Source organism: Kitasatospora sp. NPDC058492, assembly GCF_042720685.1.
In the GTDB taxonomy this organism is placed as follows: domain Bacteria; phylum Actinomycetota; class Actinomycetes; order Streptomycetales; family Streptomycetaceae; genus Kitasatospora.
In genome coordinates this window covers 25,461-36,990 of the sequence record NZ_JBHXMU010000015.1, presented here as the reverse complement: position 1 = coordinate 36,990, position 11,530 = coordinate 25,461, and the positions used below count along the sequence as shown (strand labels likewise).

The window sequence follows — 11,530 nt, the reverse complement described above, 5'->3', positions numbered from 1 at the left end:
CCGACGGAAGGAAGTGACCGTTTGAACGACGACCAACCCTGGCTGGTGATCCCCCGGCCGCGCCCGGAGGCGACCCGGCGGCTGGTCTGCCTGCCGCACGCCGGCGGCAGCGCGGGCTTCTACCGGCCCTGGGCCAACCACCTCTCGGCGGCCGTCGAACTCCAGCTCGTCCAGTACCCGGGGCGGGAGGAGCGGATCGAGGACCCCTTCGTCCAGGACGCCGCGACCCTGGTGGCCCAGCTGACGCAGGCGCTGCTGGAGACCGACCGCCCCGGCGTCGAGACGGTCGTCTTCGGCCACAGCATGGGCGCGCTGCTCGCGTACGAGACCGTGCAGTCCCTGCACGCGCAGGGCCTGCCGGTGGCCCGGCTGGTGCTCTCCGGCTACCCGCCGCCGCAGACGCCGGCCGGCTCCGGCGACGGACCGGCCGGGCGGGCGCCGGCCCTGCCCCGCGGCGACGACGAGCTCCTCGCCACGGTCGCGGGCCACGGCGGGACCCAGATGTCGATCTTCGACGACCCGGACATCCGGGAGATGGTGCTGCCGATCCTGCGCAACGACTACCTGCTGATCGACTCCTACCGGCCCACCGCGCTGCGCCCGGTGGACTGCGGGGTCGTGGTGCTCACCGGGGACTCCGACGTCACGGTGAGCGTCGAGCGGGCCCGCGGCTGGGAGGCGCTGGCCGGCAAGGAGTTCGCGTTCCACGTGCTGCCCGGCGGGCACTTCTACCTGACCGCGCAGCGGGCCCGGGTCATCTCCCTGCTGCACGACTACCTGCTGGACGGTGGCTGAGCCGGCCCGGCCGGTCAGGCTCAGCCACTGCCGAACCCCCGCCGAATTCCGGCGAGTTCCGCCGAACAGATGGCACCCCCAACCATCGGGTGTCATCTGTTCGGCATGCCGGAAAACACCCGGCGAAGGCCGGGACGCGCTGGAGTGCGTGTTTCCGCTGAGGCTTAAAAGCCTGTTTTCCGGAGGCTCCGCTGCCGCAGGATTTCGAGCCATGGGACAGCCCGGGGCTCCGGGTTGAACGACCGGCTGAGAGGGTCAGGAATGCTGGGCAACGTCGTCATCGTCGGTGGTGGGACATCCGGTTGGATGACCGCCTCGTACCTGCGCGCCGCATTCGGCGATCGCATTTCCGTCACGCTGGTGGAATCCAAGCGAATCAAGTCCATCGGGGTCGGCGAGGCGACCTTCAGCACCGTCCGGCATTTCTTCAACTACCTGGGCCTGCCGGAGCACGTCTGGATGCCCAAGTGCAATGCCACCTACAAGCTGGGCATCCGATTCGAGAACTGGCGGCGCAAGGGCCACTACTTCTACCACCCCTTCGAGCGCCTCCGGGTCGTCGACGGCCTGCCGCTCACCGACTGGTGGCTGAACAGCCGCTCCGGCGACCGCTTCGACCAGGACGTGTTCCTGATGGCCGCGATCTGCGACGCCGAGAAGTCCCCGCGCTACCTCGACGGCACCCTCTTCGAGCAGGACTTCAAGGAGGGCGGCAACACGACCGAGCGCGACACCCTCACGGAGCAGGACACCCAGTTCCCGTACGCCTACCAGTTCGACGCCTCGCTGCTCGCCGACTTCCTCTCCGGGTACGCCACCGAGCGCGGCGCCAAGCACATCGAGGACGACGTCGTCGAGGTCGTCCAGGACGACCGCGGCTGGATCAGCGGCGTGCGCACCAAGGAGCACGGCCTGATCGAGGGCGACCTCTTCATCGACTGCACCGGCTTCCGCGGCCTGCTGATCAACCAGACCCTGGAGGAGCCGTTCACCTCCTTCCAGGACACCCTGCCCAACAACCGCGCGGTGGCGCTGCGCGTCCCGGTCGACATGGAGAAGCGCGGCCTGCGCCCCTGCACCACCGCCACCGCCTCGGACGCCGGCTGGATCTGGACCATCCCGCTGTTCGGCCGCATCGGCACCGGCTACGTCTACTCCGACGAGTACGCGACGCCCGAGGAGGCCGAGGCCACGCTGCGGGCCAAGGTCGGCCCGGAGTCGGAGGGCCTGGAGGCCAACCACATCAGGATGCGGATCGGCCGCACCCGCAACGCCTGGGTCAACAACTGCGTCGCCATCGGCCTGTCCAGCGGCTTCGTCGAGCCCCTGGAGTCGACCGGCATCTTCTTCATCCAGCAGGGCATCGAGGAACTGGTCAAGCACTTCCCGGACGCCGACTGGGACCCGGGGCTGCGCCGCTCCTACAACCGCATCGTCGGCAACACCATCGACGGCGTACGGGAGTTCCTCGTCCTGCACTACAAGGCCGCGGCCCGCGAGGACAACGCCTACTGGCGGGACGCCAAGACCCGGGTGATGCCCGACGGCCTGGCCGAGCGGATCGAGCTGTGGAAGGCCAAGCCTCCGACGGAGGCCACCATCTTCCCGCACTTCCACGGGTTCGAGTCCTACTCCTACCTGGCCATGCTGCTCGGCCTCGGCGGCATCGAGCTCAAGGCCCCGCCCGCACTCGCCCTGCAGGACGGCAGCCGCGCGGAGAAGGAGTTCCAGCTGCTGAGCGACCAGTCCGCCGAGCTCCTGAAGCGCCTGCCCAGCCAGTACGAGTACCTCGCCCAGATGCACTGACCCCTTCGGCGCCCCGAGAAAGGAGGCACCATGGACAGTCTTCCGTACGTACCGGCCGCGGTGACGCTCGCTCTGCTCGTCCCCGTGGCACTGCTCGGACGCCGGCTGGCGAAGCTGCTGCGGCAGCCGGAGATCGTCGGCGAGATCATGGCCTGCCTCCTGCTCGGGGCGCTGCTGGCGAGCCAGTGGCACTGGAAGCCGGCCACCATGGACGGCGGGGCCGTCCTGGAGAAGGCGGGCCACCTCGGCCTCGCGCTCTTCCTGGTGGGCGCCGTCCACGAGATCCGGGCCGGCGGCAGCCGGCTGGGCGGGCGCAGCATCGCACTGACCGCCGTGGGCTCGCTGCTGCTGCCGCTCGGCTGCGGCGTCGCGTTCGCCGCGTGGGTGCTGGCCGACGGCTCCCCGGCGCTGCGCGGCGGCGCCCCGGCCGGGGTGCTGGTCCTGATGCTGGCGATCGCGCTGGCGGTCACCGCCGTCCCGGTGCTGGCCGGCATCCTGGACGACCGCGGCATGCTCAACACCGCGATCGGCCGGCTCTGCATGGCGGTCGCGGTCTCCATCGACGCCGTCACCTGGTCGCTGCTGGCGATCGCGGTCGGCCTGGCGCACGGCGGCGGGAAGATCACCCCGTACCTGGTGTTCGTCGTCGGCCTGCTGGGCGCCTGGCTGATCCGCCGGGCCGGGGCCCTGCCCGGGCCCCGGGCCTGGGCCGAGCGGATCCCGGTGGCGGTGCCGATCGGGCTGACCGCCGTTGCGGCCGTGGCCGCCGCCCTGACCACCTCGCGGCTGGGCCTCACCGATGTGCTCGGCGCCGTCCTGGTCGCCCTGGCGCTGCCGGGCGACGACGGCGCGGGCCCCTGGACCAGGGCCGCCCACACCGTCGGCGGCTGGGGCCGGATCGTGCTGCCGCTGCTGTTCACGGTGACCGGCATGGGCCTCGCCTCGGCGCCGCTCAGCGTGTTCTCCTGGCAGGCCGTCGTCCTGTCCGTGGTGCTCGCGATCTTCGGCAAGCTGGTCGGCAGCTACTACGGCGCCCGGGCGGCCGGCCGGCCCCCGGTGGAGAGCATGCGGATCGCGGTGTTCCTCAACGCCCGCGGCCTGACCGAGCTCGCCGTCCTCCAGACGGGTTACCAGGCCGGGATCCTCACCCCGGCGCTCTTCCTCGCCCTCGTCGTGATGGCCCTGTTCACGACGGTGCTCAGCGGCCCGCTGCTGTGGGTCATCGACCGGCGCACGGCGAGCGTGGACGCGCCCCGGACCGCGGAGCCGGTCCCCTACCCAGTCGAGCGGTGAATCACGTGGAACTCGTCACCTCAACCCCCTCCGACTTCCGGACCTTCATGTCCGGCTTCCCGAGCGGCGTCGCCATCGTCACCTCGCTGGACGACGCCGGCCGGCCCTGGGGCATGACCTGCTCCGCCCTGTGCAGCGTCACCGTCGAACCGCCCACCCTGCTGGTCGGCATGCGGGCGGAGAGCCCGACCCTGAGGGCCGTGCTGCGCAGCGGCCAGTTCGCGGTGAACCTGCTGCACGCCGAGGGCCGCGGCACCGCCGAACTGTTCGCCTCCGGCGACCCGGACCGGTTCGACGCCACCACCTGGCGGCTGCCCCCCGGCGCCGGCGGACCCCACCTCGTCCACGACGCCCACGCGGTGGCCGACTGCCGGGTCAGCCAGCTGGTCCCCGTCGGCGGCCAGCGGATGGTCTTCGGCGAGGTCATCCGGATCACCGAGCTCAGCGACGCGTCGCCGCTGCTCTACGGGAGGAGACAGTTCAGCTCCTGGCCCGCCTAGCAGAGCTAGCAGAGCGTCCCCACAAGACGCCCAGACCACCGTTGTGGAGGAGAGATGACCGCTCAACCCACCGACGCGGACACGCCGCAGGGCACACCCGCCCGCGACCAGGGCATCCAGCGCCACAGCGCGATGCCGGTCCGGAAGTACCAGCCGTACCAGGCGGTCGGGCTGCCCGACCGCGGCTGGCCGGGCCGCCGCGCGGAACAGGCCCCGCTGTGGTGCAGCGTCGACCTGCGGGACGGCAACCAGGCCCTGACCGACCCCATGGACATCACCCGCAAGCGGCGGATGTTCGACCTGCTGGTCGCCATGGGGTTCAAGGAGATCGAGGTCGGCTTCCCCACCTCCTCGCAGGACGACCACGCCTTCCTCCGCCACCTCGTCGACACCGGCGCGATCCCGGACGACGTCGTCGTCCAGGTCATGACGCCGATCCGCGGCGACTTCATCGAACGCACCGTCAAGGCCCTGGAGGGCGTGCCCCGCGCCGTCCTCCAGATCTTCAACCCGACCTCGGAGGTCCAGCGCCGCCTGGTCTTCCGCAAGGACCGCCGGCAGACCACCGCCATGGCGCTCGACGGGGCCGAACAGGCCCTCAAACTCCAGGACTCGATCCCCGGCACGGAGATCTACCTCCAGTACGCGCCGGAGTCCTACACCCAGACCGAGCCGGACTACGCGCTCGAACTCTGCAACGCCGTCCTCGACTTCTGGGCCCCGCGGGCCGCGCACACGCTGCGGATCAACCTGCCCTCCACCGTCGAGGTGTTCCCGCCGCAGGAGTTCGCCGACCGGATCGAGTACACCCACCGCAACCTGCTCCACCGCGAGCGCACCATCCTCAGCGTGCACCCGCACAACGACCGCGGCAGCGGCGTCGCCGCCGCCGAACTCGCCGTCCTCGCCGGGGCCGACCGGGTCGAGGGCACCCTGTTCGGCAACGGCGAGCGCTCCGGCAACGTCTGTCTGGTCACCCTGGCCATGAACCTGTTCTCCCAGGGCGTCGACCCGATGCTGGACCTGAGCGACATCGACGGCATCCGCCGCATCGTCGAGAGCTGCAACCAGATGCCCGTCCCCGCCCGCCACCCGTGGGCCGGCGACTTCGTCTACACCTCCTTCGCCGGCTCCCACCAGGACGCCATCGCCAAGGGCCTGCGCGCCCGCGAGGAGTCCGGGCAGGAGGTCTGGGACGTGCCGTACCTGCCGATCGACCCGCGCGACATCGGCCGCGACTACCAGGCGCTGATCCGGATCAACACCCAGTCCGGCAAGGGCGGCATCGCCCACCTGCTGCGCACCGAGTACGGCATCGAGCTGCCGCGCCGCCTCCAGATCGACTTCGCCGCCGAGATGCAGGCGGTCTGCGAGGAGATCGGCGGCGAGATCACCGGCGACCAGCTGTGGGAGCACTTCGTCGAACGGTACGTGGCGCTGGGCACCGAGACCGTGCCCGGCCTGCCGGAGCCGGAGCCGCTGGCGGCGGAGCCCGGCGACACCCGCTGGAGCGGGGCCACCGCCGAGGCGGTGGCCGGCTACGGGCTCGACGCCGTCATCCAGGGCCTCGTCGTGGAACGGGCCGGCGCACCGCTGAACGCGGTCACCGCCGCCTTCGAGATCGTCGTGGACTCCCACTCCTACTGGGGGGTCGGCATCGCCCAGGAGGAGGGCGAGGCCGTCGGCCGGGCCGTCCGGGTCGCGTCCCTGCGGGCGCTGCTGGACACCGAGCGGTCCGGTCTGTCCGAGGCCCGCTAGGGCCGGCGGGCCGGACCGGGCCGACGGGCTGAGCAGGTCCGCAGGTCCGCAGGTCCGGAGGGCTGAACAGGGCCGACGGGCCGGACAGGCCCGCAGGGCTCAACAGGGCCGCCGTGGGCGGGGGAGGGAGGAGCCGAACATGCCCTGGAACACCTTGATCGACGTGGCACGGGAGGACGTGCTCCCGCTGACCGCCCAGATCCGGGACGGCATCAAGCGGGAGATCGCCGAGGGGGCGCTGCACCCCGGCACCCGGCTGCCGTCGAGCCGTCAGCTCGCCGAGGACCTCCGGGTGTCCCGCAGCGTCGTCGTCGAGGCCTACGGGCAACTCGTCGCCGGCGGCTACCTGGAGGCCACCCGGGGATCGGGCACCCGGGTCGCCACCCACCTGGACCGGGGCACCCGGATGCCGACCCTGCTCGGCGACGCCCGCCCCGCCCCGGTGATCCGCTGGGACCTGCGGGCCGGCGGCGCCGACGCCTCCGCCTTCCCCCAGCGCGAGTGGCTGGCCGCCTACCAGCGGGCCGCGCGCCGGCTCGGCCCGCGAGACCTCGGGTACCCGCCGGTGTCCGGCGTCCCGGCGCTGCGCGCCGAACTCGCCCGCTACCTCGGGCGGGCGCGCGGCGTGCACACCACCCCCGAGCACGTCATGGTGGTCTCCGGGTTCGCCCAGACGCTCGGCCTGGTCTGCGCCACGCTGCCCCGCACCGGCCTCGGCGCGCTCGCCGTCGAGGACCCGTGCCACCCGCAGCAGCGCCAGTTCATCGTCGAGTCGGGCCTGGACTGCCCGTCCGTCCCGGTCGACGAGCACGGCATCGACGTGGCCGCGCTCGCCCGCACCGGCGCCCGCGCGGTGCTGGTCACCCCCGCCCACCAGTTCCCCACCGGCGCCGTGCTCAGCGCCGAGCGGCGGGCCGCCCTGGTCCGCTGGGCGGAGGACGTGGACGGCTGGATCATCGAGGACGACTACGACGGCGACCTCTGGCTGGACCACGGCCGCCGGCCCACCGCGCTGCAACGGCTGTCCCCCTCCCGGGTGCTCTACGCGGGCACCGCGAGCAAGTCGCTGGCCTCCGGGATGCGGCTGGGCTGGCTGGTCGCCCCGCCCCGGCTGCGCCGCCGTCTGGAGGAGGTCCGCTCCCAACGGGACCTCGGCTGCGACGTGTTCACCCAGCACGCGTTCGCCGAACTGCTGGACGGCGGCGAACTCGACCGGCACCTGCGGCGCCAGCGCGAACGGCTGCGGGCCCGCCGCGAGGTCTTCCACGAGGCCGTGCGGCGCCGGCTGCCCGGGGCCAGGATCGTGGGCGCCTTCGCCGGCCTGCACGCCTACGTCCAGCTCCCGCACCGGGTGGACGAGGCCGCGCTGGTCGCCCGGGCGCTGCGCCGCTCGGTGCTGGTGCGCGGCGGCCGCTCGTACCACCACCGGTCCTGGCAGTCCGGGCCGGCCCTGGTGGTGGGGTACGCCGGGGTGCCCCGCAGCGGCGTCGCCGAGGCGGTGCGGGAACTGGGGGAGGCCTACGCCGAGTCGGCGGCGGACGGCTGCCTGCGCAGTGCCTGAGCCGCGCCCCGGCTTTGCCCGGAATGCGGCCGGGGCGGCACCGAGAGACGGCCGGACGCCCGGACGGACAGCGGACAGACAGCGGAGAGTCGAGGACACGGCATGGTGACGACGAGGACGGGTGGCGCCCCCGCGCCGCTCGCGGTGCGCGAGGCGGCCTGGCACCTGCCGGAGCAGCGGGTGCCGGTCGGCGAGCTGCCCGAACTGGCGGGCCTGGCCGGCGAGCGCAGAACCACGCTGGCCGGCCTGGGCATCGACACCGTGGCCGTCGACCGCGAGCTCGGCCCGACCGGGCTGGCCGAGCGGGCGGCCCGCAGCGCGCTGGCCGGCGCCGGGCTCGCCGCCCAGGACCTGGACGCCCTGATCGTCGTCGACTCCCGGGCCCCCGAGACCCTGCTCAGCTCCGAGGCGACCAGGCTCCAGGCCCGGCTCGGCGCCGACCGGGCCGTCACCTTCGGCGTCGGCGGCCTCGGCTGCGTCTCGCTCGGCCCGGCCCTGCTCGCCGCCCGCGGACTGCTCGCCGCCGACCCCGACGTCCGGCACGTCCTGGTCGCCCACGCCTCCACCCCGGCCACCCCCGGCCGCTACCGGCACCCCGTCACCGTCAACGGGGACGCCGGGCAGGCCCTGCTGCTCGCCCGCACCGGCCCGGTGCGGGTGCTCGACCTGGTCCAGGAGACCAACGGCGCGTACTGGGACCTCTTCCGGGTGGACTACCGGGACCGCCCCTGGGAGAGCTGGCAGGAGGAGTGCCGGGACCTGCCCGGCTACTCCTTCCGGCTCGCGGTGGAGACCAGGAACCGGCTCACCGCGCTCCTGGAGCGGCTGCTCAAGCGGCACGGCCTCGACCGCGCCGACGTCGCCGGCTACGCCAGCCAGAACCTCTCGGCGGGCGGACTGCGCTTCCTGGCGGAGTCGCTGGGCGTCGACCTCCTGCCGGAGTGCCGGGAGAACCTGGCCCGGTACGGCCACCTGGGGCCGAACGACGTCTTCCTCAACCTCTGGACGGCGCTGGCGAACGGGCGGCTGGCCGAGGGCGACCGGGTCGTCCTGGTCAACGTCAGCCCGGTGGCGGCCTGGAACCTGCTGCTGGTGGAAATCGGACCCTGGGAGAGCACCGCGTGACCGACACGGCAATCGAGATACGGGAGTTCCTGACCGTCGCACTGCGCCGGCCGGTGGCGCCGGACGAGGACTACTTCGCACTGGGGCTCGCGGACTCGCTGTTCGCGCTGGAGCTGGTGGTCTTCGTCGAGGAGCGGTTCGACATCCGGATCGAGGTGGACGACCTCGACCTGGACTCCTTCCGCACCGCCGAGCGGATCGCCGCGCTGGTCGAGCGCAAGCGGGCCGGCCTGGGCACGGGCGAGGAGACGGGGGCCGGCTGTGCCGCCCACGGCTAGCGAGACCAGGCCGTCCGCCCCGTCCGACCTGGGGGCTTCGGCGGTCGACGCTGCCGCCGACCTGGCTGCCGCCGTCCGCGACGAGGCCGCCCGCTGGGACGAGCAGGGCGCGCTGCCCGACGAGGCCGTCCGCGCGGTGGCCGCCGCCGGGCTGCTCGGCCTCGACCTGCCCGCCCGCCACGGCGGCGCCGGCGCCACCCCGGCCCAGCTGGGCGAGGCCGTCGCGTGCCTGGGCGGCGTCTGCGGCGCCCTGCGCGCGCTGCTCACCGTCCAGGGCATGACGGCCGCGGCGCTGCTGCGCTGGGGCGGCGAGGAGCAGCGCGCGCGGTGGCTGCCCGCACTGGCCTCCGGCGAACGCCTGGCCGGCTTCGCCGCCACCGAACGGGAGGCCGGCAGCGCGCTCGCCGAGGTCGGCACGCGGATCGAGGACGACGGCGAACGGCTGGTCGTCACCGGCGCCAAGCGCTGGGTGACCTTCGGGCAGAGCGCCGACGTGTTCCTGGTGCTGGGGCGCACCGACGCCGGCCCGACGGCCGTCCTGGTGGAGGCCGACCGGCCCGGGATCGTCCGCGAGCCCGTCAGCGGCCAACTCGGCCTGCGCGCCGCGCGGATCGCCCACCTCACCTTCGACCGGGTGCGGGTGCCCCGGGAGAACCTGGTGGCGCCGCCCGGGCTGGGCCTGACCCACACCGCCGCCGTGGCGCTGGACCACGGCCGGTTCACGGTGGCCTGGGGCTGCGTCGGCATGGCGGAGGCCTGCCTGGCCGACGCCGCCGAGCACGCCACGCGCCGGGTCCAGGGCGGCGTGCCGCTGGCCGGGCACCAGCTGGTGCGCTCGCTGCTCGCCCGCTCCGCCGTCGACACGGCGGCCGCCCGGGCGCTGGCCGAGCGGGCCGCCGAGGCCAGGGCCGGCTCGCCGCTGGGCGCCGCCACCGAGACCGTGGTCGCCAAGTACGCGGCGGCCGGGGCGGCGAAGGCGGTCGCCGACCGGGCCGTCCAGATCCTCGGCTCGGCGGGCTGCGAGCCCGGCGTCCGGGCCGGCCGGTTCTACCGGGACGCCAAGGTGATGGAGATCATCGAGGGCAGCCCGCAGGTCGCCGAACTGCACATCGCCGACCGCCTGTTGCGTCAGGGGGTGCGCCGATGACCGGGCCGCAGCCGGGGCCGCAGCGGAGTGGGGCGGAGGAGAGCAGGCCGCAGCGGAGTGGGGCGGAGCCGAGTAGGGCGGAGCCGACCGTCAAGGTCCTGGTCTGGGACCTCGACGACACCCTCTGGGACGGCACCGTGCTGGAGGGCGACGATCCGGTGCCGTTCCCCGCCGCGACCGCCGCCCTGCGGGCGCTGGACGAGCGCGGCGTCCTGCACGCCGTCGCCAGCCGGAGCGACCGGGCCGTCGCCACCGCACACCTGGAACGGCTCGGGCTGCACGAGCTGTTCACCGTGCTGGAGATCGGCTGGGGGCCCAAGTCGGGCGCGGTGCGCCGGATCGCCGAGGCCATCGGCATCGGGCTGGACACCGTGGCCTTCGTCGACAACGATCCGGTCGAGCGCGCCGAGGTGGCCGCCGCCCACCCCGTGGTGCGCTGCTACCCGGCCGAGCAGGTCGCCGCGCTGGCCGAACTGCCGGAGTTCCGGCCCGAGTTCGTCACCGCCGACGCCCGCGAACGCCGGCTGCGCTACCGCGGCGAGGCGCTCCGCACCCAGGCCCGGGAGGATCACCAGGGCACCCCCGAGGAGTTCCTCGCCTCTCTGGAACTGGAGTTGACGATCCGTCAGGCCGGTCCGGACGACCTCGCCCGCGCCCACGAGCTCACCGTCCGCACCCACCAGCTCAACACCACCGGCCGGACCTACGGCCTGACGGAGCTGCGCGCCCTGTGCGACTCGCCCGACCACCGGGTGCTGGTCGCCGAACTGACCGACCGGTTCGGCGACTACGGCACCATCGGCCTCGCGCTGAGCGAGCGGACCGGGCACCGGGAAGGCGACGGCCCGGCCGGGCCGGCCGAGGTGCTGCGGCTGCTCCTGCTGTCCTGCCGGGTGATGTCCCGGGGCATCGGGCCGGCGCTGATCGGGCACGTCGTGCGCGCGGCGCTCGCCGAAGGGCGCCGCCCGCTGGCCGAGTTCGTGCCCACCGACGTCAACCGGGTGATGCTGGTGAACCTCCGGTTCGCCGGGTTCACCGTGGTGGGCCAGGAGGGGGAGGGGCGGCTGCTGCTCGGCTACCCGCCCGCCGCTCCGCCGCCCTCGCCGCCGGGCCACCTGCGTCTGATCACCCCCGAGGCCCCCTCCGCTCCCGAGGCCCCCGAGGCGCCCAACGCCCCTGCCGCCCTTGAGGCCCCCGAGGCCCGGAACCGGCCGTGACCGGGCCGCAATCCGTCGTGACCAGGAAGGACACCGTGCACCCGCAAGAC

General features: G+C 73.9%; 10 protein-coding genes. All 10 read left to right on the top strand.

The window, feature by feature from the left end:
• The first annotated feature begins 21 nt into the window (after positions 1 to 21).
• Positions 22 to 795, top strand: coding sequence for a thioesterase II family protein (locus tag ACFWPI_RS12625; protein WP_380373336.1), 774 nt, complete (start codon positions 22 to 24; stop codon positions 793 to 795).
• A gap of 261 nt (positions 796 to 1,056) precedes the next feature.
• Entirely contained in the window at positions 1,057 to 2,601 is a 1,545-nt protein-coding gene (locus tag ACFWPI_RS12620; protein ID WP_380373339.1) for a tryptophan halogenase family protein, read from the top strand.
• A 30-nt stretch (positions 2,602 to 2,631) separates the two neighbouring features.
• Positions 2,632 to 3,894 carry a cation:proton antiporter gene (locus tag ACFWPI_RS12615; protein WP_380373342.1) on the top strand — a complete coding sequence of 421 codons (1,263 nt, stop codon included), beginning with the start codon at positions 2,632 to 2,634 and terminating at the stop codon, positions 3,892 to 3,894.
• A 5-nt stretch (positions 3,895 to 3,899) separates the two neighbouring features.
• The gene (locus ACFWPI_RS12610; RefSeq protein WP_380424771.1) at positions 3,900 to 4,394 is read left to right on the top strand and encodes a flavin reductase family protein; all 495 of its coding nucleotides are present in this window, start codon (positions 3,900 to 3,902) and stop codon (positions 4,392 to 4,394) included.
• Between the two features lie 54 nt (positions 4,395 to 4,448).
• Entirely contained in the window at positions 4,449 to 6,152 is a 1,704-nt protein-coding gene (locus tag ACFWPI_RS12605; RefSeq protein ID WP_380373348.1) for a 2-isopropylmalate synthase, read from the top strand.
• Between the two features lie 139 nt (positions 6,153 to 6,291).
• A complete protein-coding gene (locus ACFWPI_RS12600; protein WP_350880968.1) occupies positions 6,292 to 7,713 on the top strand; it encodes a PLP-dependent aminotransferase family protein in 1,422 nt (473 codons plus the stop codon).
• Between the two features lie 102 nt (positions 7,714 to 7,815).
• A complete protein-coding gene (locus tag ACFWPI_RS12595; RefSeq protein ID WP_063349716.1) occupies positions 7,816 to 8,838 on the top strand; it encodes a 3-oxoacyl-[acyl-carrier-protein] synthase III C-terminal domain-containing protein in 1,023 nt (340 codons plus the stop codon).
• Complete coding sequence (locus tag ACFWPI_RS12590; protein ID WP_079135959.1) at positions 8,835 to 9,116, top strand: phosphopantetheine-binding protein; 282 nt, start codon at positions 8,835 to 8,837, stop codon at positions 9,114 to 9,116. The genes ACFWPI_RS12595 and ACFWPI_RS12590 overlap by 4 nt, the downstream gene beginning before the upstream one ends.
• Positions 9,100 to 10,263: an acyl-CoA dehydrogenase family protein gene (locus tag ACFWPI_RS12585; RefSeq protein WP_380373352.1), complete on the top strand. Its 1,164-nt coding sequence runs from the start codon at positions 9,100 to 9,102 to the stop codon at positions 10,261 to 10,263. Before ACFWPI_RS12590 ends, ACFWPI_RS12585 begins: the two co-directional genes overlap by 17 nt.
• Positions 10,260 to 11,480 carry an HAD-IIIC family phosphatase gene (locus tag ACFWPI_RS12580; protein WP_380373355.1) on the top strand — a complete coding sequence of 407 codons (1,221 nt, stop codon included), beginning with the start codon at positions 10,260 to 10,262 and terminating at the stop codon, positions 11,478 to 11,480. Before ACFWPI_RS12585 ends, ACFWPI_RS12580 begins: the two co-directional genes overlap by 4 nt.
• The last annotated feature ends 50 nt before the right edge of the window (positions 11,481 to 11,530 follow it).

Coding starts and splice junctions, on each gene's coding strand:
- ACFWPI_RS12620 (WP_380373339.1), top strand. CDS start 1,057: ATGCTGGGCAACGTCGTCATCGTCGGTGGTGGGACATCCGGTTGGATG.
- ACFWPI_RS12615 (WP_380373342.1), top strand. CDS start 2,632: ATGGACAGTCTTCCGTACGTACCGGCCGCGGTGACGCTCGCTCTGCTC.
- ACFWPI_RS12605 (WP_380373348.1), top strand. CDS start 4,449: ATGACCGCTCAACCCACCGACGCGGACACGCCGCAGGGCACACCCGCC.
- ACFWPI_RS12600 (WP_350880968.1), top strand. CDS start 6,292: ATGCCCTGGAACACCTTGATCGACGTGGCACGGGAGGACGTGCTCCCG.
- ACFWPI_RS12595 (WP_063349716.1), top strand. CDS start 7,816: ATGGTGACGACGAGGACGGGTGGCGCCCCCGCGCCGCTCGCGGTGCGC.
- ACFWPI_RS12580 (WP_380373355.1), top strand. CDS start 10,260: ATGACCGGGCCGCAGCCGGGGCCGCAGCGGAGTGGGGCGGAGGAGAGC.